This is a genomic window from Rhodococcus sp. Q1 (assembly GCF_004153645.1).
In the GTDB taxonomy this organism is placed as follows: Bacteria; Actinomycetota; Actinomycetes; order Mycobacteriales; family Mycobacteriaceae; genus Rhodococcus; species Rhodococcus gordoniae.
The window spans coordinates 315,598-335,281 of record NZ_SDMJ01000005.1; the positions used below are offsets into that span (position 1 = coordinate 315,598).

At 66.2% G+C, this 19,684-nt stretch carries 16 protein-coding genes and 2 riboswitches; of the genes, 8 read left to right on the top strand and 8 right to left on the bottom strand.

What is annotated here, in order from left to right; translation table 11 throughout:
* Nucleotides 1–91 precede the first annotated feature (91 nt).
* The 5 genes from EQ874_RS17210 to EQ874_RS17230 are packed head-to-tail and all read right to left on the bottom strand — an operon-like array spanning nucleotide 92 to nucleotide 4,779.
* Complete coding sequence (locus EQ874_RS17210) at nucleotides 92–778, bottom strand: (2Fe-2S) ferredoxin domain-containing protein (RefSeq protein ID WP_129977527.1); 687 nt, start codon at nucleotides 776–778, stop codon at nucleotides 92–94.
* Complete coding sequence (locus EQ874_RS17215) at nucleotides 775–1,605, bottom strand: ABC transporter ATP-binding protein (RefSeq protein ID WP_129977528.1); 831 nt, start codon at nucleotides 1,603–1,605, stop codon at nucleotides 775–777. The genes EQ874_RS17210 and EQ874_RS17215 overlap by 4 nt, the downstream gene beginning before the upstream one ends.
* Nucleotides 1,602–2,672, bottom strand: a complete 1,071-nt coding sequence (locus EQ874_RS17220; RefSeq protein WP_129977529.1) for an iron chelate uptake ABC transporter family permease subunit — start codon at nucleotides 2,670–2,672, stop codon at nucleotides 1,602–1,604. Before EQ874_RS17220 ends, EQ874_RS17215 begins: the two co-directional genes overlap by 4 nt.
* Nucleotides 2,669–3,754: an iron ABC transporter permease gene (locus EQ874_RS17225; protein ID WP_207213565.1), complete on the bottom strand. Its 1,086-nt coding sequence runs from the start codon at nucleotides 3,752–3,754 to the stop codon at nucleotides 2,669–2,671. The genes EQ874_RS17220 and EQ874_RS17225 overlap by 4 nt, the downstream gene beginning before the upstream one ends.
* A gap of 8 nt (nucleotides 3,755–3,762) precedes the next feature.
* A complete protein-coding gene (locus EQ874_RS17230) occupies nucleotides 3,763–4,779 on the bottom strand; it encodes an ABC transporter substrate-binding protein (RefSeq protein WP_242496789.1) in 1,017 nt (338 codons plus the stop codon).
* A gap of 286 nt (nucleotides 4,780–5,065) precedes the next feature.
* Nucleotides 5,066–5,205: riboswitch (cobalamin riboswitch) on the bottom strand.
* Between the two features lie 221 nt (nucleotides 5,206–5,426).
* Between EQ874_RS17230 and EQ874_RS17235 the strand changes: the two genes are divergently transcribed.
* The 3 genes from EQ874_RS17235 to metE all read left to right on the top strand — a co-directional run bounded on the left by EQ874_RS17235 (nucleotide 5,427) and on the right by metE (nucleotide 10,609).
* Nucleotides 5,427–5,945, top strand: coding sequence for a hypothetical protein (locus tag EQ874_RS17235; RefSeq protein ID WP_084421442.1), 519 nt, complete (start codon nucleotides 5,427–5,429; stop codon nucleotides 5,943–5,945).
* Between the two features lie 309 nt (nucleotides 5,946–6,254).
* Nucleotides 6,255–7,757, top strand: a complete 1,503-nt coding sequence (locus EQ874_RS17240) for a PepSY-associated TM helix domain-containing protein (RefSeq protein ID WP_129977531.1) — start codon at nucleotides 6,255–6,257, stop codon at nucleotides 7,755–7,757.
* A gap of 223 nt (nucleotides 7,758–7,980) precedes the next feature.
* A riboswitch (cobalamin riboswitch) is annotated at nucleotides 7,981–8,182 on the top strand.
* 144 nt (nucleotides 8,183–8,326) lie between these two features.
* Nucleotides 8,327–10,609 (top strand): 5-methyltetrahydropteroyltriglutamate--homocysteine S-methyltransferase, encoded by a 2,283-nt coding sequence (gene metE / locus EQ874_RS17245; protein WP_129977532.1) that lies wholly within the window; start codon nucleotides 8,327–8,329, stop codon nucleotides 10,607–10,609.
* 211 nt (nucleotides 10,610–10,820) lie between these two features.
* On the opposite strand, the gene EQ874_RS17250 is transcribed toward metE, so the two are convergent.
* Genes EQ874_RS17250 through prpD form a run of 3 tightly spaced genes read right to left on the bottom strand, consistent with a single transcriptional unit; the run spans nucleotide 10,821 to nucleotide 14,390 of the window.
* Nucleotides 10,821–11,972, bottom strand: coding sequence for a bifunctional 2-methylcitrate synthase/citrate synthase (locus tag EQ874_RS17250; RefSeq protein WP_129977533.1), 1,152 nt, complete (start codon nucleotides 11,970–11,972; stop codon nucleotides 10,821–10,823).
* A complete protein-coding gene (prpB, locus tag EQ874_RS17255) occupies nucleotides 11,972–12,886 on the bottom strand; it encodes a methylisocitrate lyase (protein WP_129977534.1) in 915 nt (304 codons plus the stop codon). The genes EQ874_RS17250 and prpB overlap by 1 nt, the downstream gene beginning before the upstream one ends.
* A gap of 1 nt (nucleotide 12,887) precedes the next feature.
* Nucleotides 12,888–14,390: a 2-methylcitrate dehydratase PrpD gene (prpD, locus tag EQ874_RS17260; protein ID WP_129977535.1), complete on the bottom strand. Its 1,503-nt coding sequence runs from the start codon at nucleotides 14,388–14,390 to the stop codon at nucleotides 12,888–12,890.
* A gap of 148 nt (nucleotides 14,391–14,538) precedes the next feature.
* Here prpD and EQ874_RS17265 point away from each other — a divergent pair, with 148 nt between their 5' ends.
* The 5 genes from EQ874_RS17265 to EQ874_RS17285 all read left to right on the top strand — a co-directional run bounded on the left by EQ874_RS17265 (nucleotide 14,539) and on the right by EQ874_RS17285 (nucleotide 19,667).
* On the top strand, nucleotides 14,539–15,966 hold the full coding sequence (locus EQ874_RS17265) for a short-chain fatty acyl-CoA regulator family protein (RefSeq protein ID WP_129977536.1): 1,428 nt from the start codon (nucleotides 14,539–14,541) through the stop codon (nucleotides 15,964–15,966).
* On the top strand, nucleotides 15,963–16,250 hold the full coding sequence (locus tag EQ874_RS17270; RefSeq protein ID WP_242496790.1) for a WhiB family transcriptional regulator: 288 nt from the start codon (nucleotides 15,963–15,965) through the stop codon (nucleotides 16,248–16,250). Before EQ874_RS17265 ends, EQ874_RS17270 begins: the two co-directional genes overlap by 4 nt.
* A gap of 213 nt (nucleotides 16,251–16,463) precedes the next feature.
* Nucleotides 16,464–17,417: a LysR family transcriptional regulator gene (locus EQ874_RS17275; RefSeq protein WP_129977537.1), complete on the top strand. Its 954-nt coding sequence runs from the start codon at nucleotides 16,464–16,466 to the stop codon at nucleotides 17,415–17,417.
* Nucleotides 17,418–17,649: 232 nt separating this feature from the next.
* Complete coding sequence (locus tag EQ874_RS17280) at nucleotides 17,650–18,615, top strand: putative oxygenase MesX (RefSeq protein ID WP_129977538.1); 966 nt, start codon at nucleotides 17,650–17,652, stop codon at nucleotides 18,613–18,615.
* Between the two features lie 26 nt (nucleotides 18,616–18,641).
* Nucleotides 18,642–19,667, top strand: a complete 1,026-nt coding sequence (locus EQ874_RS17285) for a methionine synthase (protein ID WP_129977539.1) — start codon at nucleotides 18,642–18,644, stop codon at nucleotides 19,665–19,667.
* Nucleotides 19,668–19,684 lie beyond the last annotated feature (17 nt).

The following is a 19,684-nucleotide window of genomic DNA, read 5'->3' on the forward strand; positions in this document are numbered from 1 at the left end:
GCGCCGACCGAGGTCCGGCGCGGAGCGGCGTCGCTCAGGGACCACGCAGTGAGAAACACCCTGTCCGACACTCGGCTGACAGGAACTCGGCCTATCGGATCCGTGCGCTGTCCAAGGGCGTCCCCGCAACGAGGTGGACTTCGATCAGCTCGTCGACCTCTGCCGGGTTGATACGGCCGTACCAGACGTCGTCGGGCTGGACGGCGACGACCGGGGCCTGATTACAGGGAAACATGCAGGTCGCGGCGCACATCAGGACCTCGGTGTCCTTGAGCCCCCGTTGCGTCAGTCCGTCCGCAAGGGCCGTCCAGGTCTGCTCGGCACCCCGCGCGCTGCAGCGCGGCCCCCGACAGACCGTCACGTGGCGACGATACGGCGGCACCTGTTCCCACGCGGGTGAGGTGACCGGCGCTTCGGTGCCGCGGACCGGCCGTACATTCTGCAGAGCCGTATCGATGACACCGGGGACGGCGACGTCTGCGCCGACCAGGACGGTAGCGATCACGACATCCGGTGCCTCGGGGCCGCGCTCGCGCCACCAGTGCGCGGCGACCCGTCGCAGCCACGACAAGCCGGGGGCCAGCGGCCCGAAACACACCCCGAGCAACTCGATCCGTGTCACCCCTCGGTCGGCGAGTTCGGTCAGCACTGTCGACAGTGTGGGTTCGGCGATCTGCAGGAAGGCGAGCCGCGCGTCCGCTCCTGTTGCGGCGGCCTCCAGCTCCCGGATGGCGTTGACTTCGCGGATCGACATGCCGACCAGAACGCGCCCGGTCACCGGGCGGCCTCGATGTCGACCGACCGGTGGGGTAGAACCAGCGGTGTGCCTGCGACGGGGTCGGTGATCACGGTGGCCTCCACACCGAAGACGTCGCGCACCATCTCGGGAGTGATGACTTCGCTGGGCGGTCCGGCGGTCACCAGCGTCCCCGCTCGCATCGCCACAAGGTGATGGGCGTAGCGACTGGCCATGTTGAGGTCGTGCAACACCAGCACGATGGTGCGCCCGAGGCGGTGGTTCAGGGAAGCGAGCAGGTCGAGCACCTCGATCTGATGGGCCAGGTCGAGGAAGGTCGTGGGCTCGTCGAGCAGCATGATCTCGGGATCCTGGGCCAACGCCAGCGCGATCCACACGCGCTGGCGTTGGCCACCCGACAGTTCGTCGATCGGGCTCTCGGCCAGATGGTCGACGCCGGTCGCCGCCAGTGCGACAGCCACCGCCCGGTCGTCTTCGGCACTCCACTGACGGAACCACCGTTGATGGGGATGCCGGCCCCGGCCGACGAGATCGGCGACGGTGATGCCGGCCGGGGCGAGGGGCTGCTGCGGCAGCAGACCGAGGGTGCGGGCCAGCGTGCGCGCCGGCATCTCGGTGAGCTCGGTACCGTCCAGAAGGACTCTGCCGTGCTGCGGCGACAGCAGACGGGCCAGGCCCCGCAGCAGCGTCGATTTGCCGCACCCGTTGGGTCCGACGATCGCTGTGATACGGCCGGCAGGCAGGCTCGTGCTCACCTGGTCGACGATCAGCGAGGAGCCATAGCCCAGGCTGAGCTGCTCGGTCGTCAACGAGACCGACCGGGTCGCGTGTGCCGGCTGCGGTGTCATCCGGCGGCTCCGATGCGGTGGGCGCGGGCGAGGAGATAGAGCAGGACCGGCGCTCCGAGGATCGCCGTGAGGACTCCGACGGGCATCTCCGACGGCGCGAAGATCGAACGGCCCGCCAGATCGGCGCCGGCCACCAGAAGGGCGCCGACGGCGGCAGAGGGCGCAAGGCCGACCTGCCGCTCGGCGAGGATGCGGCGGGTGATCTGCGGCGCCACCAGCGCGACGAAACCGATGGGTCCGGCAGCTGCGGTCGCCATCGCGGCGAGGACCACTGCAAGCAGCAGCAACAACACCTTGCGGCCTTGACCGGCTCCGGTCAGGGTGCGGGTGAGATCGTCGCCGAGCTCGAGCAGCCGCAGATGCCGCGACATCGCGATCAGGACCGGGACCGTCGCCGCCAGCGCGATGACGATGATGGTCACGTGCAGCCCGCTCCGATTGGCCAGGCTGCCGGTCAGCCAGGCGGCGGCACTCATGGCTCGGTGGATGTCGGAACGGGTGAGCAGATAGGAGATAGCGGAGGAAAGCATCGCCGCGACACCGATCCCGACCAGCACCAGCCGGAAGCCGTGCAGACCGCGACGGTAGGCGATGAGCACGATCATCAGCGCAGCGAGGATCGCGCCGGCCAACGCACCGAACACGAGCTGCAGACCGCTGCCCCCCACGATGAGCAGCACGGTCAATGCGCCCATCGCCGCCCCGGAATTGATGCCGATGATGTCGGGGCTGACGAGCGGATTGGCGGCGATGCGCTGCAATATGGCCCCCGAGAGCGCAAAAGCCGCGCCGACACCGAGCCCGGTCAGTGCCCGGGGCAGGCGGTCGCCCAGCACGACCTCGCGCTCGATGAGGGTGCCTCCGCCGCCCACGATGGTGAGGGCGTCGGAAACCGAGATCGGGTACACCCCGAGGACCAAGGAAGCCGTGGCGACCGCAACGGCGGCCACGCCGGCGACGACGGTGAGCAGCACCGAGGAGCGGCTGATCCGAAAGGAGACCGGGGTACCTCGCGGGGCCACCAGGAGCGTGTCGCGGGTCGGACCGCGGCGCACCGGCGAACTCATGTGCCGACCACCTTGCGGTTGCGGACCAGGTAGAGGAAGAACGGGGCGCCGATCAGGCCGGTGATGATTCCGACCTGCAGCTGTTCGGGCCGGACCAGGACGCGTCCGAGGATGTCGGCGATCAGCAGCAGCATGGGCGCGAGCACGATGGTCCAGGCGAGCACCCAGCGGTAGTCCGGGCCCGTGATCATCCGTGCGATGTGGGGTACCACGAGCCCGACGAACCCGACCGGACCTGCGATAGCGGTGGCGCCACCCGCAAGCAGGACTACGGCGAGAGCACCTGCGGTGCGGTCGATCCACATACGGGCACCGAGGCTGCGGGCGAGATCGTCACCCAGAGCCAGAGCATTCAGCGCGCGGGTCAGGCCCACGGCAAGGACGACGCCGGCAGCGATGAACGGCGCCACCGCGGCCAGAGTTTCACTGTCCGAACGGGTCAACGATCCCACGACCCAATAACGGAAGTCCTCCATCGTGGAGGCGTCCTGGAGCGTGATCATCGTGGTGGCCGCGCCCAGGAGCGCGGTGAACGCCGACCCGGCCAGCGCGAGCTTCACCGGTGTGGCACCACCCGGCCCGAGCGAGCCGAGCAGGTAGACGAAAACGGCGGCCACCGCGGCTCCTGCGAAGGCGAACCACACGTAACCGGCAGCGCTCATGATGCCGAGACCGACCATCGCCGAGACCACCGCCAGTGCCGCGCCGGCGTTGATGCCCAACAGTCCGGGCCCCGCCAAGGGGTTGCGGGTCAGACCTTGCATCACCGCGCCGGCGACGCCCAGCGCCATCCCGGCCAACAGTCCGGTCACGGTCCGTGGGATGCGGATATATCGCACCACGCGCTCGACGTCACTGTCCGCTGAGCCTGTCACGGCCCCGGCCACGTCGGAGAGACCGACCGGCAGGGTGCCGAACAGGACCGAGCCGAGGGTCGCGGCCACCAGGACAATCGTGGCCACCGCGAGGCCGAGCAGACGAGTACGGTTGCCGCTCAGCAGGCCGGAACGCACGACAGGCGCGCCGGCAGCCGTGGCCGGACCGTCCGCAGATCGCTCTGGGGTCGTTGCCGCCGTCGTCACCGCCTACCTCACTCGCCCCCGTCTTGTCCGGTCTCGTCCGGGACGGCCGGGAACAGGTCGGGATGCAGCAGCGAGGCCAGCAGCTCGATTGCATGGGCGATGCGGACTCCGGCGGCGCGGTCGGCGAACAGGAACGGATGCACGGCACCGTTCCGCACGGCCGACAGGCCCGCGAGCGCCGGGTTCTGCATGATCGTCTGCGCCTCCTCGGCGCCGTCCTGGCGGGTATAGGAGGCATCGCAGCAGGTGCTGGTCACGATGACATCGGGGTCGCGACGGATCAGCTCTTCGAGGTCGATCGCGACGTGGCGTCGCTCGACAAGGTCGGCAAAGGCGTTCACACCCCCTGCCTGCGCGATGATCCGGTTACCGAAGTCGATGCCACCGGCGACTCGGATGCCACCGCCCTCGTCGAGCAGGACGATCGCGACGCTCGGGCGGTCCGCCCCGGCCAGCACCTGGTCGACCGCCGCGATGCGCTGCTGTTGGTCGGCAATGACCTCCTCGGCGCGCTCCTCGACGTCGAACAGGGCCCCGAGGTCGCGCAGGTCGTCATAGATCGTCTCGACGCTCACGGTGGCGGGGTCGATCGCCTCGTCCGACAGTCCGTCCGCGCTGGGGCACAGCGGGCTGAGGATCCAGCTCTGAATGCCGAGCCGGGCCAGACTCGCCCGCGTGCCGAAGCTCTCGTCGCCGGCGCCGTCCTCGGTGAACACGTTGTTGTAGCCCGACAGGACGAAGTCGGGCCCGGTGGCCAGAAGCGCCTCACGGCTGGGGAGCTTCTCGACGTACGGCACCTGCTCCTGGGCATCTGCGTACTCGGGCAGCACCTGAGCGTCGAGGAAGGCGGTCTCGATCAGACGATCGCTGATCCCCAGCGCATGCGCGATCTCGATGGCCGGCTGGTAGGCGGCATACACGCGCTCCGGTGGCGCTTCCACGGTGACATCGATCCCGCAGTTCTCGACGGTCATGGAGTCGGCCGACGCGGCGCTCTCCTTCTCGCCTGCGCTACATGCGCTCACGCTGATCAGTGTCAGACATGCAGCGGCGACGGTCAGTGTCCGACAGTTCAGCGAAGTCACGCGGCGGCCTCCCTCTCGATGTGCTGGGGGACTCGGCACTCGGGCAGCATCGAGGCAGGGAGGGGGCCGGTCGCAGCGACCCGATCACCGATTCCCGGTGCGTGGGCGCTCGCGATGGCGCGCCCTCCGGCAGGAGCCGGACGCCGAGGAGGCACAGCGGAGACAGAATGAGAGAGAGATGGGTGCACGGCTTCGCGCAGCCTTTCTCGGGGTATGCCGCCCCGATGCCGAAAGGTACGAATGGGGTGAGTATCTGGCTCGCAGACGCTTGTCGAAGCGCCGCTCACAGTGGCGGTACCGCGCCGGATTCACACCGGCTTCCTCGAATCCCATTGCGATGGACGCACCGAGGCTAGCAGGAGCCGGCCATGCCCGATTTTCCGGCTCGGCCGAAGTAGCCGAAGTAGGAGCCGGACGCGGTGCAGGTCGGTGGTGGTGCAACGCCACTCGAACGGCGTAGCGGTCGTGTCCTGTTCGTCGTCGGTACCACCGCGGTGCGGGAGGCCGCCGTCATCGCCATGCCCTGTCCGGAACCGGAGAACAGACCAGAGGGGCATCACCGTTATCCTCGCGGGGTGGACTCACGGATGCCGGTGCTTGCGCAGGTGCGCGGTGCTGCCGTGGCGTCGGTGTCGGGGGCGGTGAGTATCGCTGCCCACGGCATGGCCGGTGGCGGCATGCCGCCGAGCCAATCAGCAGTGGTGCTGCTGCTGGCCGCGTGCGCGGGTGTCGGTGCCGCGGTCGCCGCCTTCGACGTGCGCGACCGGAACCGGACGTTTCTCCTCGCGGCGCTGACCGCCGGACAGGTGGTCGGGCACACCACCCTCACGGTGGTCGACGACCACGCGCACGATCTGGGACTGTCGTCCGCGATGTTCGCCACCCACCTTGCCGCTGTTGCGGTTTCCGCGGCTCTGGTGCGCGCCGTCGAAGGTGCGTGCCTGCACGTACTGGCGGCCTTCACCCGCGTGCTGCTGGTGCTCGTTTCTGTCCCGCCGGTGCAGACCGTCGTGTGGTCGGCGACGCCGATCCATCGGGCGACGCTGTCGCTGTGGTTGTCGGCCGGCACCGCTGCCGGTACGCGCGGACCGCCGACCGCTGCGTAGTCGGTTTCCCTCCCGATCACTCTGCTGCGCCCGTCACCGGCGCGGGAGAACACGCGATCACCGGCGGCAGGGCCGACCTCACTCTCTTTCCGCCGTCCCGCCTCCGCCCTCCACCGGAGGGTCGAACGCAGGGCGTGCGTGCCCTCAGCGGCGTCCACCGGATTCGATCTGCCCGAGTCCCCCGATGCCCGCTTTCCTGACGGCGGCTTCGTCGACCGCATCTCCCGTGGCACACGTACTTCCACGTGAACCCACCCGGGAAACGCGCAGACGGCGACCGCCTTACGACAGCCGAATCGAGACACACTCATGTCCGTTCCCGAACTCGACCGCGGTACAGACGCCGCGGACGACACCGCCGCGGCACACGCCCGGCCTGCAACGAAGAACCCTCCGCCGCTTCGCAGCATGCGGCCGCTGATCATGCGACTTCACTTCTATGCCGGGGTTCTGATCGCCCCGTTCCTGCTCATCGCGACGATCAGCGGTGGCCTCTATGCGATCGCTCCGACTCTCGAACAGGTGCTCTACCGCGACCTCCTGCACGCGGACACCTCCGGTCCGGCATTGCCGGTCGCCGATCAGGTACGGGCAGCTCGACAACTACGGCCGGATCTGACCGTCTCGGCGGTGCGCCCGGCCTCCGAAGCCGGTGAGACGACCCGGGTGTTGTTCACCGACCCGTCGTTGGGGGAATCCGAACGCACCGCGGTGTTCATCGACCCGGTGACCGCATCGTCGACGGGCGAATCGGTGGTCTACGGCAGCAGCAGCGCACTGCCGGTACGCACCTGGATCTCCCAGCTGCACCGGCATCTCCATCTGGGAGAGCCCGGCCGGCTCTACAGCGAACTCGCCGCATCCTGGCTCTGGGTGGTTGCCCTCGGCGGGATGTATCTGTGGGTGCAGCGCTATCGGACACAGCGCATGCGGGACATGGAATCTGCCCGTCTGCTGACCGTCGACCGCAACGCGCAAGGACGGAAGCGCACTCTCGGTCGGCACGGTGCTACCGGCATGTGGATCGTCATCGGATTGATCTTCCTCTCCGCCACCGGGTTGACCTGGTCGAAGTACGCCGGTGAGAACATCGGTGAGCTGCGCACCACGTTGAGTTGGACCACCCCGTCCACAGATGCCGCACTCGGTGCCTCCGCTGCCGCCGGGTCGGGGGGACACGACGACCATGGTGGACACGGCGTCGCGTCCGCCGACCCTCGGACACTCGACCGCACCATCGACTTCCTCGACGCGGCGCTCATTCTCGCGGCCGAGAACGAAGTCGGCGGCCGAGTCGAGATGAGCATCCCGGCCGATGAGCACACCGCCGTCACCGTCACCGAGACACGCCAGCCCTGGCAGTTCGCCACCGACGCGATCGCGATCGACCCCACCACCGGGGCGGTGACCGACGTGAACCGGTTCGCCGACTGGCCCCTGGCCGCCAAACTCACCGCCTGGGGTATCGGACTGCACATGGGCATTCTGTTCGGCCTGCTCAATCAGCTGGTGCTGCTCGGTCTCGCGATCGCCTTGGTCACGGTCGTCGTGTACGGCTATCTGATGTGGTGGGAGCGCCGCCCTGCGCGCGGATCGCGCCGGGTCCCCCGTCCCCCGCTGCGCGGTGCGTGGAGGCGTGTCCCTCCGGCCGCGGCAATCGCAGTGGTGGCTGCGACAGTAGTCGTCGGCTGGTTCGTCCCGTTGCTCGGACTGAGCCTGCTCGCTTTCCTCGTCGTCGACGTCGTCGTCGGTCTCCTGCAGCGCCGACGCTCGCCCGAGTCCTCCCACGAGGCGGCCTCCGCGACCGGCTGAGTCTCGTCGTCCCGGCTCGTCGGCTCGGACCCTGCCACGGGGTCCGAGCCGACCCGGCGGTCCGACTCTTCCGGATTCATTCACGGAAGACTGCATTCCGGTCTCGGAGGTCGTCGTCGAGTCCACACGTCCCGAGAATGGGGACGACCCTTGTATAGTCGGCGCTGCGATCGGTTCGCCGCATGTCGTCGTGAGGAGCCCCGAAGACCTCGTGTGCGCGCCGAAGCACCCGATGCCGACAGGTACCGGGTGTGAGAGGGAACCCGGTGGGAATCCGGGACTGTCCCGCAGCGGTATGCAGGAACGATCGCCGTCACTCAGCACTGGACACCGAGTCCGGGAAGCGACGGCCACTAGGTCCATCTCGACGGAATCGGGATGGGTGCCTGCAAGTCCGAAGACCTGCCGATCGTGTCGGGCACGCCGTGCCCGACGGTATGCCGCCTCGTGGAATGGGCGCGTGCACCGATCGGCAACACCTCGACCACAGGTCGAGATCACGGGGCTCGTTTCGGGATGCGCGTACGTCGGGCGGTAGACCACCAGCGACGAACACCGGAGAAAACCTGATGTCTGCTCCGACAGCACCCCCGTTCACCGCCACCGTGCTCGGATCCGCACGAATCGGACCGAACCGCGAACTGAAGAAGGCCACCGAGGCCTACTGGGCCGGGCGCCTCGACCGCGGCGGCCTGGAATCGGTTGCCGCGCAACTCCGCGCCGACACGTGGTCACGTCAGCACACGGCCGGGCTGGACTCGATCCCGGTCGGGACGTTCTCGTACTACGACCACGTCCTCGACACAGCAATCATGCTCGGGGCGTTGCCTCCCCGGGTCGCGGGTATCGCCGACGACCTCGACCGCTGTTTCGCCGCAGCGCGCGGGACCGACGATATCGCCCCACTCGAGATGACCAAGTGGTTCGACACCAACTACCACTACCTCGTCCCCGAGATCGGACCCGGCACCGTCTTCGAGCTCGACGCCACAAAGATCCTGGGTGAGATTGCGGAGGCACGCGAGCTCGGTGTGCCGGCCCGCCCCGTGGTCCTGGGTCCACTGACCTTCCTGCTGCTGTCGAAGCCCGTCGACGGGCAAGGACCGCTGCTCGATCGGGTCGACGAGCTCGTTCCCCACTATCTGGACCTGTTGGCGCAGATCGCCGACACAGGGGTCGACTGGGTGCAGCTCGACGAACCGGCGTTGGTCCGCGACCTCGACAGACCTGCTCTCGATGCGATCGGACGGGTGTACGACGCCCTGGCGCAAGCACAGAAGCGGCCGGCGATTCTCGTCGCGTCGTACTTCGGCAGCCTCGGGCCGGCGCTGGAGCGACTCGCACATACCGGAGTCGAAGGCCTCGCCGTCGACCTGGTCGCCGGTACCACCACCGGAATCGCAGGTCTGCCCGAACTCGCCGACAAGCTCGTGGTCGCCGGTGTCGTCGACGGCAGGAACGTATGGCGCACCGACCTCGAACAGGCCTTGTCGACGCTGGCCACACTTCTCGGTTCCGCAGCGGCCGTGGCGGTGTCGTCGTCGTGCTCACTACTGCACGTGCCGTACACGATCGATACCGAACCGGATCTCGACGAGTCGCTGCGCACGTGGTTGGCCTTCGGCAACGAGAAGGTCTCGGAGATCGTCACTCTCGCCACCGCTCTACGTACGGGACGCGACGCCGTCACCGACGAACTCGACGCTGCCCGTACCGCCGCACAGGTGCGGGCCTCGGATCCGCGCCTGCGCAACGATCGGGTGCGCGGTGTCCTCGCATCGATCTCCACCGATCGCACCCGCAGACCCGCCGACCGTCGCCGCGAGATCCAGCGTCGCCATCTCGATCTGCCGTTGTTGCCGACGACCACGATCGGCTCGTACCCGCAGACGACCCGCATCCGGGTGGCCCGTGCAGCGCTGCGCGCAGGCGAGATCGACCACGGCGAGTATGTGCGGCGGATGCGGGACGAGATTTCCGAAGTGGTTGCGCTGCAGGAGGAGCTGGGGCTCGACGTTGTGGTGCACGGCGAACCGGAGCGCAACGACATGGTGCAGTACTTCGCCGAGCAGCTCGACGGGTTCTTCGCCACCGCCAACGGCTGGGTGCAGTCCTACGGCACGCGGTGTGTGCGGCCGCCGATCCTCTACGGTGACGTCGCACGCCGCGCACCGATGACCGTCGAGTGGATCGTCTACGCCCAGTCCCTCACCGACAAGCCGGTCAAAGGCATGCTCACGGGCCCCGTCACGATCCTGGCGTGGTCGTTCGTCCGCGACGATCAGCCGCTCGCCGAGACCGCCGACCAGATCGCGCTCGCCATCCGCGACGAGACCGTGGACCTGCAGGCCGCCGGGGTGCGCATCATCCAGGTCGACGAACCTGCACTTCGTGAACTCCTGCCGCTGCGCGCGTCGGAACAGCCCGACTACCTGAAGTGGGCGGTCGGTGCGTTCCGGTTGGCGACATCCGGTGTCGCCGACTCCACGCAGATCCACACCCACCTGTGCTATTCGGAGTTCGGAGAGGTGATCGGGGCGATCGCCGAACTCGACGCCGATGTCACGTCCATCGAGGCGGCCCGCTCGCACATGGAGGTCCTCGACGATCTCGACGCCGCCGGGTTCGACCTCGGTGTGGGCCCCGGCGTGTACGACATCCATTCGCCGCGGGTGCCGAGCGAGGACGAGATCACAGCACTGCTGCGCACGGCTCTGCAGGCAGTGCCCGCCGACCGACTGTGGGTCAACCCGGACTGTGGGCTCAAGACCCGCGGTACGACGGAGGTCACGGCCTCACTGGCGAATCTCGTCGCCGCTGCCGCCACCGTGCGTGCCGAGCTGAACAGATAGCTACCGCACCACGAAGGAGGTCCTCGACGATGTCCGCCCATCGCACACTCGAATCCCTTGACCAGGGAGCAGAACTGGCGCACACACGCTGCGGATGACATCACCACGAACGATCATGGCCCGCAGCTTTCGTGCTGCGGGCCATGATCGAATGCATCCCGGGGACAGGAGACGGTGACGGAAATGCCCCGGGATGCCGTTCGAGCGGGTGTCAGGCCACGATCGGCCGCTGCGGCACCCCTGTGTATTCGCTCAGCGGACGGATGAGTGCGTTGGACTCACCCTGCTCGATGATGTGCGCGGCCCACCCGGTGATACGGCTCATGACGAAGATCGGGGTGAACACCTCGATGTCGAAGCCCATCAGGTGGTAGGCCGGCCCGGTGGGAAAGTCCAGATTCGGCTCGATGCCGGTGGCCTCGGCCATGGTCTTCTCGAGGATCTCGTACATCTGCACCCACTTCTCGCCGCCGGTGAGCGCGGCAACCTCGAGGAACGCCGTCTTCATGGCCGGCACCCGGGAGTCGCCGTTCTTGTACACCCGGTGCCCGAATCCCATCACTTTCTCCTTGCGGGTGAGCTTGTCCCGCAACCATTCCTCGGCCCGTTCCGGTTCCCCGATCTGGAGCATGTCGTGCATCACGGCCTCGTTGGCGCCACCGTGCAGCGGCCCCTTGAGAGTGCCGATCGCGGCGGTGACGGCGCTGTAGATATCCGACAGCGTGGAGGTGACCACGCGCGCAGCGAACGTGGAGGCGTTGAAGCTGTGCTCCGCGTACAGGATCAGCGAAACCTCGAATGCCTTGACGATCTGCGGGTGCGGAATCTCCCCGAAGCACATGTTCAGGAAGTTCTCGGCGAATCCGAGGGAATGGTGCGGCGGGATCGGATCCAGGCCGCGTCGCCGACGGTGGTCGGCCGCGATGATCGTCGGCAACAACGCCATCATACGAAGAGCCTTCTCACGCTTGGACTTCGGATCGGTGTCCCATTCCTGGGGATCCTCGGCGCCGAGATAGCTGATCGCGGTGCGCACCACATCCATCGGATGGCAGCTCTCGGGCATCTTCGCCACCAGGGACAGCAGCGACCGGTCGGCGCGCCGATTCGCCCGCTCACGCTGGCAGAACAGCTCGAGCTGCCGATCGTCGGGAAGTTCCCCGTTCCACAGCAGGTAGGCGACCTGCTCGAAGCAGCAGTGTGCCGCGAGGTCCTGGACCGCATAGCCGCGGTAGGTGAGCGAATTGGTTTCGGGTACCACCTCGGAAATGGCGGTGGTGTCGACAACGACACCGGCCAGGCCCTTGTAGATGGTGGGGACAGCAGAATCGGTCGTCCCCGAACCGCGATGGGCAGCGATCATCACTGGCTCCTCGACAGAGTGAAATCGAAGATTCCGGAATCGAACTCGTTGTAGCGCTCGTACTCGAGCAACTCGTACAGCCGTGAACGCGTCTGCATCTCGTCGAGCAGGGTTTCCTGAGTGCCTTCTTCGTGGATGACACGCAGTCCGCGTTCGATCGCGCCCATCGCCAACCGCAGAGTGGTGACCGGGTAGATCACCGCGTTGTAACCGATGGACTCGAGCGCTTGTGCCGGGACGAGTGGGGACTTGCCGAACTCGGTCATGTTCGCCAGCAGCGGGATGTCCACCGCGCCGCGGAACTTCTCGAAGTCGGTACGAGTGTGCAGTGCCTCGGTGAAGATCAGGTCCGCTCCGGCGTCCGCGTAGGCCTTCGCACGCTCGATCGCGGCATCGATACCGTCGATGCCGGCGGCGTCCGTGCGAGCACAGATCACGAAGTTCGGGTCCCGCCGCGCGGAGACGGCGGCGCGCACCCTGCGAACCATCTCGTCGGTCGGCACGATGGCCTTCCCGTCGAGGTGCCCGCAACGCTTCGGGTTGACCTGGTCCTCGAGGTGCAGGCCGGCAACCCCGGCGTCTTCAAGGGTGGTCACGGTGCGAGCTGCCGACATCGGCTCGCCGAATCCGGTGTCCGCATCGACCAGCACCGGTAGATCGGTGCAGCGCGCGATCGGGGCGCTGTGGGAAGCGACCTCGGTGAGGGTGGTCAGGCCGATGTCCGGTAGACCGAGTGCAGCCGAGAACGCGCCTCCCGAGATGTAGATCCCTTCGAAGCCGATCTCCTGGATCAGCTTGGCGGTCAGCGGATTGATCGCACCCGGGAGTCTGGTGATCGATTCGGAGGCCAGCGAGGCGCGGAGGGCGACACGCTTGTCGGCTGCGGAAGTGACAGCGGCGATGAGACCTGTCATGTCAGAACAGTCCCTTCGGCGACTTCGGAGCGCGGGCGAGAACCTCGCCCGAGACGGTGAAGGTCAGCTGGTTCAACTCACCGGCGGCCAGTTCGGGGGTGCGTTGCGCGACGTCGAGGAAGCGGTCCTGCTCGGCCGGGTCCACGACGCCCTCGGCGAGGGTGCGGAACTTGGCGATGTACTGCTCGCGGGAGAACGGACGCGCGCCCAGCGGATGCGCATCGGCAATGGCCAGTTCGTCGACGATCACCTCGCCGCTCTTCAAGGTGATCTCCGCGCGCGCGCCGAACGCCTTCTCGTCGGGATCGGTCGAGTGGTAGCGGCGGGTCCACTCGGGATCCTCCGCGGTGGAAATCTTGCGCCACAGTTCGACGGTGTCCGGCCGTTGCGCACGCTCGGGGGCGTAGGACCGCTCGTGATGCCAGGTGCCGTCCTGCAGCGCGACCGCGAAGATGTACATGACCGAGTGGTCGAGCGTCTCCCGGCTGGCCTGCGGATCGAACTTCTGCGGATCGTTCGAGCCGGTGCCGATCACCACGTGGGTGTGGTGACTGGTGTGCAGCACGATCGACGCGATCTGCTCGAGATCTTCGATGCGCTCGCGCATGCGCCGCGCCAGATCGATCGGTGCTTGGCTCTGGTACTCGGCCGAGTGCTCCTTGGTGTAGGTGTCGAGGATGGCGCGCTTGGCCTCCCCCGGGGCCGGCAGCGGCACGTGGTATTCCACATCGGGTCCGCCGAGCAGCCAGGCGATGACCCCGTCCTCACCCTCCCAGATGGGTGACGGTGCGCCCTCGCCGCGCAACGCCCGATCCACGGCCTCGACGGCCATCTTCCCGGCGAAGGCCGGTGCGTACGCCTTCCAGCTCGAGATCTCGCCTTTGCGGGACTGACGCGTCGCGGTCGTGGTGTGCAGTGCCTGCCCGATCGCCTGGTAGATGGTCTCGGTGTCGAGGCCGAGGAGCGTGCCGATGCCGGCAGCGGCCGACGGTCCGAGATGGGCGACGTGGTCGATCTTGTGCTCGTGCAGGCAGATGCCCCGCACGAGATCGACCTGGATCTCGTAGCCGGTGGCGAGGCCGCGGATCAGGTCCGCGCCACTGCGGCCGGTGTGCTGTGCGACCGCCAGGATCGACGGGATGTTGTCGCCCGGGTGCGAGTACTCCGCCGCGAGGAAGGTGTCGTGGAAATCGAGTTCTCGCACGGCGACTCCGTTGGCCCACGCCGCCCATTCCGGCGAGAAGGCACCGTCCACGCCGAACACCCTGGAACCCGACGTATACGGATGGGCCAGCGCCTGGGCGCGGGCGTTGGCGACCGGACGGCGTGTCACCGACGCCGCCGCGACCGCGGCATTGTCGATGATCCGGTTGATGATCATTTCCTCGGTGTCACCCGGCACGTCGACCGCATCGGTGGCGACCTCGGCAATCTTCCAGGCGAGGTGTTCGTGCTTCGGGAACTCTTCGGCGGAGCGATGGGTACGGACGAGATGGGTTTTCACTACACGACCTTCCACAGGATCTCAGCTGTCGATTCGCACGCTATGCACACTGCCCCGGCGTGGAAATGCCTTGCACAGGAGTATTTGTGTGTAAGCCGACCACCGAATCTGCGTAAGTTGCGGAAACCGTTCCTGTTAGGTTCGGCCCATGCAGAAGCTGTATGCGGGCACCCGACTGCGCCGGCTGCGTGAGGAACGGGGACTGACCCAGACCGCGCTGGCGCGGATGCTGCAGTTGTCCACCAGCTACGTCAACCAACTCGAGAACGACCAGCGACCGCTCACCGTCCCCGTCCTGCTGCGTCTGAACTCGACGTTCGACCTCGATATGGGTTTCTTCGCCGTCGACAGCGACGCCCGCCTGGTCGCCGATCTGCAGGACGTGTTCGCCGACCATGCCGACGCCGTCGATACCACCGCGACCGAGATCGACGACCTGGTCACCCGCCATCCGGCCGCAGCCCGGATCCTGGTCGCCATGCACCGGAGGCTGCGTGGCGCCACCGAACAGGTCGAAAGACTGTCACCGACACACGACGGCACCACCACCGAATCGCAACTCGCCAGGCCTTACGAGGACGTGCGGGACTTCTTCTACGACCGTCGCAATCACATCGCCGAACTCGACGATGCTGCAGAACGGATGTTCGTCTCCCGCGAACTGTCCCTCGGCGGTCTCGACCTGCAGCTCGCTCGTCTACTGCGCGACGAACATTCCGTCACCGTGCGGATCCGCACCGACGCTCCTGGCGCACCCGGCCCGAAACGCACCCACGACGCGACCACGAGGACCCTTGCTCTCGCCCGTCGACTCACCCACGGCCAACGCGCCTTCCACCTGGCAACCCAGTTGGCATTCCTCACCCAGAAGAGGACGATCGATGCGCTCGTCGCTGCGGCCTCCGATCTGCCGCCCGAGTCGAAGGCGCTCGCACGCATCGGCCTGGCCAACTATTTCGCCGGAGCACTCATCCTGCCCTACACACATTTCCTGCGCACGGCCGAAAGCCTGCACTACGACATCGATCTGATCGGGAACGCATTCGAGGTCGGATTCGAAACCGTCTGCCACCGCCTGTCCACCCTCCAGCGCCCCGGACAGCGCGGGGTGCCGTTCTTCTTCGTCCGCACCGACAAAGCCGGGAATATTTCGAAACGACAGTCCGCCACCGCATTCCACTTCTCCCGAGTGGGTGGAAGCTGCCCGCTGTGGATCGTGCACGACACCTTCTCCACACCCGGGAAGATCCGCACCCAGGTCGCGCAGATGCCCGACGGGCGGAAGTATCTGTGGATCGCGCGCACCACAGACGAACACCCGACCGGAGGACATCTGTCGCAGCCGCGCAGTTTCGCCATCGGACTCGGCTGCGATCTGACCCACGCCCACAAGCTCGTCTATTCCCGAGGATTGAATCTCGACGACGTCGCTACGACCGTTCCGATCGGCGCAGGCTGCAAGGTCTGCGACCGCAGCGACTGCGCCCAGCGCGCCTTCCCGCAAGCCGGCCGGGCCCTGGACATCGACGAGAACCGCGCCACTACCGTCCCCTACACGCCCGAAACACCGCAGTGACGAACCGGACCTCGACCATACCCCTGCAAATCGACGCCGTCGGGTCGGTAGACACGACATCGGAGCACTGGTGGGACGCCGCCGCATGCAGATTCTTCGGGCCTGCTCCGTTCTTCGCGCCCGATGACGAAACCCGTGGGCAACGCGCACGACGTGAACACGCCGCCAAGCTCATATGCCGACCGTGCCCGGTGCGCCACGAATGTCTGAGCCACGCACTGGCCACCGGTGAGCACCATGGCGTGTGGGGCGGAGCGACCGAGCACGAACGCAAGATGCTCTGACATCCGGCTCTCGGGTCGCGTGCCCTCGCTGCATCTCCACGAGGGCTTCGTGGGTGAGCGCGTCCGTGGGCGGCCTCTCGGATCGACCGAAAGCCGGGGCGGGTCTTGTCATCGTCGGGGCGACCTCGAGCAGGTTGTCGCTGCCACGCGCATGGACGGCACGCGGGTCATCCGCAGCGTCGGCGACGGATACAGGTGCGATAGATTTTTGCAATGGCACGGGACATCGGGGGAACGGTGCGGGGAATCACCCTTCAGCAGTTGCGGTACTTCGTGGAGGTGGCCGCCGAAGGATCCATCAGTGCCGCGGCGGACCTGCTGTATGTCGCGCAACCGACCCTTTCGACCGCGCTGAAAGACCTCGAAAATCGTGTGGGACGTACGCTCTTCGTTCGCTCGACCCGTGGGGTGGCACTCACCGAAGACGGGGCGGAATTTCTCGGCTACGCACGCCAGGTGGTCGAGCAAGCAGAACTCCTGGAACAGCGGTATCTGGGCCGCGGGCCCTCGCGCCGGCTCCTCGCCGTATCGACTCAGCACTACTCGTTCGTCGTCGACGCCTTCGCCCGCATGGTGAAGGCATCCGAGGCCGCGGAGTATGCGTTCAGTCTTCGAGAGACCCGCACCTGGGACATCATCGAGGATGTTCGCACGCTACGGAGTGAACTCGGTGTGCTCTATCGCAACGAGTTCAACGCAAACGTGATCAACAAGCTGATTCGCGAATCAGGGCTGGTGTTCACGCCGCTGTTCCTGGCATCGCCGCACATCTTCATCGCCCGCACGAACCCTCTCGCAGGGCGAAAGAGTGTGACGCTCAGTGATCTCGAAGACGTGCCCCGGCTCACGTTCGACCAAGGTGCGAACAACTCCTTCTACCTCGCTGAAGAGATTCTCTCCACTCGATCATCGAAGCAGGACATCCGGGTGAGCGATCGAGCGACCATCTTCAACCTCATGATCGGCTTGGGTGGCTACACCATCTCTACCGGCATCATCTCGGACGATCTCGATCCGTCCATCGTCGCCGTGCCGCTCGACGTGGACGAGCGTATCGAGATCGGTTGGATCGGTCACGCCTCGGTGTCTTTGACCGCCCAGGCTCAGCGATTCGTGGCGGAGATGCGCGACGTGGTTTCGGGGTTCGGAGTCGATCTGCTGACATAGGGAATACCTATGCCCAGACATCATGTCCGGCAATTACCCTATGGCAGCAGGTCTACTTACACTGACTTCCACGCCACTTCGGACGAACGCCTCCCGGGTGTTCTCGACCTGAAAGGTCGGCCCTGGCCCATCGGGTGTTCGTGTGGAGTGCTGCGAAATCTCAGGCAGTGAACTGTGCGGTGACGCACTTGTCGCTGCACTCACCGCACATGGTTAGGGGCATCTGGTCGGCATGACGAACGACTGTGTCTTCAGCATCGACACGACACGCTTCGATGAGGACTACACCCCGGCGACCGACTCGCGCAGCACGACGAACTTCGCGAATCTCGCACGCGGCGAGGGTCGTCGGCAGAATCTGCGCAACGCGGTGACGATGATGAACACCCGTGTCAACGAGTTGGTGCACTGGGACAATCCGCGTGGTGACCGTTACGCACTCGAACTCGACATCGTCTCGGTGGACCTGCATCTCGCATCGGCCGAAGATGACGCCACATTTCCGGTGATCGAAATGCTCGACGTCGACATCGTCGATACCACCACCGGTGGCCGCACGGAAGGCATCGTGGGAAACAACTTCTCCTCGTACATTCGCGACTACGATTTCAGCGTTCGGCTCCCGGGGAACACGGGAATCCCCAGCGACTTCGGCGATCTGCACGGGCAGGTCTTTCAGCGCTTTCTCGAATCGGACGAGTATCGCGAACGGTTCTCGCAGCCACCGGTCATCTGCATCAGCGTTTCGACCTCCAGGACGTACCGCCGGCTCACCAACTACCACCCGATTCTCGGAGTGGAGTACGTAGCGGATGGGCAGTCTCTCACTGATCGGTACTTCGGGAAGATGAGGCTTCGGGTTCGCTACTTCATGCCTCAGGGGGCCGCCGCTCCCTTGGCCTTCTACCACCGCGGTGACCTGCTCAACGACTATTCGTTTCTCGCACTCGCGGGAACGATCGCGACGATGGAGACCTTTCAGAAGATCTATCGTCCCGAGATCTACAACGCGAACACCGCGGCCTCGGAGGTGTACCGGCCGAGTCTCGACAACGGCAACTATTCATTTCCGCAAGTGAGCTACGACCGTGTCGAGCGCGCTCGGCTCGCGACCACCCAGGGAAAGTTCACCGAGGTGAATCTCATGAAACCGTATGGCGCTGTTCTTGAACAGTGGGCTACCAAGCAATACGCCTGACCATACGAGACCGAAAGGTACCAGAGATGAACACACTCCTGCCCACCTCGATCGTCGGTAGCCTGCCCAAGCCCTCGTGGCTTTCGGAGCCAGAAAAGCTCTGGTCGCCGTGGAAGTTGCGAGACGACGAACTGCGCGAAGGGAAACTCGACGCCCAGACGCTCGCAGCATATGAGCAGCGTCGTGCCGGGCTCGACATCATCAGCGATGGTGAACAGACGCGGCAGCATTTCGTGACCACGTTCATCGAGCACCTCAGTGGCGTCGACTTCGACCGGCGCGAGACCGTGCGAATTCGTAACCGCTACGACGCGAGTGTCCCGACGGTTGTCGGCACGGTGAGCCGCGAAAAGTCAGTGTTCGCAGCGGATGCGACGCGCCTTCGAGCGGCGACCGACCAGCCGATCAAATGGGCCCTGCCTGGACCGATGACAATGATCGACACGCTCTACGACGACCACTACAAGAGTCGCGAAAAACTCGCATGGGAGTTCGCGACCATCCTGAACCAGGAAGCAAAGGACTTGGAAGCGGCCGGCGTCGACATCATCCAGATCGATGAGCCCGCATTCAATGTGTTCTTCGACGAACTGAAAGACTGGGGTGTGGCGGCGCTCGAACGTGCAACCGAAGGGCTGAGCTGCGAAACCGCCGTTCACATCTGTTACGGCTATGGGATCAAGGCCAACACCGACTGGAAGGCAACGCTCGGGGCCGAGTGGCGCCAGTACGAAGAGTCGTTTCCACTGCTGCGACAGTCGTCGATCGACATCGTGTCGCTGGAGAGTCACAATTCGCGGGTACCTGTCGACCTGATCGAACTGCTTCGGGGCAAGAAGGTCATGCTGGGAGCGATCGATGTGGCGAACGACACCATCGAAACGCCCGAAGAGGTCGCCGCAACCCTTCGTCGCGCACTCCCGTTCGTTGACCCCGAGAAGCTCTACCCGAGTACCAATTGTGGTATGGCGCCGCTGGGCCGACGCGTCGCACGAGACAAGATGATCGCGCTCGCTGCTGGGACCGAACTTCTGCGAAGTGAGTTGCCCTAGCGACCCCGGCGACTCGG

Bases quoted from the DNA above. Each gene is read 5' to 3' on its own strand.
- EQ874_RS17215 (WP_129977528.1), bottom strand. From the start codon at position 1,605: ATGACACCGCAGCCGGCACACGCGACCCGGTCGGTCTCGTTGACGACC.
- prpB (WP_129977534.1), bottom strand. From the start codon at position 12,886: ATGACAGGTCTCATCGCCGCTGTCACTTCCGCAGCCGACAAGCGTGTC.
- metE (WP_129977532.1), top strand. From the start codon at position 8,327: ATGTCTGCTCCGACAGCACCCCCGTTCACCGCCACCGTGCTCGGATCC.
- EQ874_RS17240 (WP_129977531.1), top strand. From the start codon at position 6,255: ATGTCCGTTCCCGAACTCGACCGCGGTACAGACGCCGCGGACGACACC.
- EQ874_RS17235 (WP_084421442.1), top strand. From the start codon at position 5,427: ATGCCGGTGCTTGCGCAGGTGCGCGGTGCTGCCGTGGCGTCGGTGTCG.
- EQ874_RS17285 (WP_129977539.1), top strand. From the start codon at position 18,642: ATGAACACACTCCTGCCCACCTCGATCGTCGGTAGCCTGCCCAAGCCC.
- EQ874_RS17275 (WP_129977537.1), top strand. From the start codon at position 16,464: ATGGCACGGGACATCGGGGGAACGGTGCGGGGAATCACCCTTCAGCAG.
- EQ874_RS17250 (WP_129977533.1), bottom strand. From the start codon at position 11,972: ATGATCGCTGCCCATCGCGGTTCGGGGACGACCGATTCTGCTGTCCCC.
- EQ874_RS17220 (WP_129977529.1), bottom strand. From the start codon at position 2,672: ATGAGTTCGCCGGTGCGCCGCGGTCCGACCCGCGACACGCTCCTGGTG.
- EQ874_RS17265 (WP_129977536.1), top strand. From the start codon at position 14,539: ATGCAGAAGCTGTATGCGGGCACCCGACTGCGCCGGCTGCGTGAGGAA.
- EQ874_RS17280 (WP_129977538.1), top strand. From the start codon at position 17,650: ATGACGAACGACTGTGTCTTCAGCATCGACACGACACGCTTCGATGAG.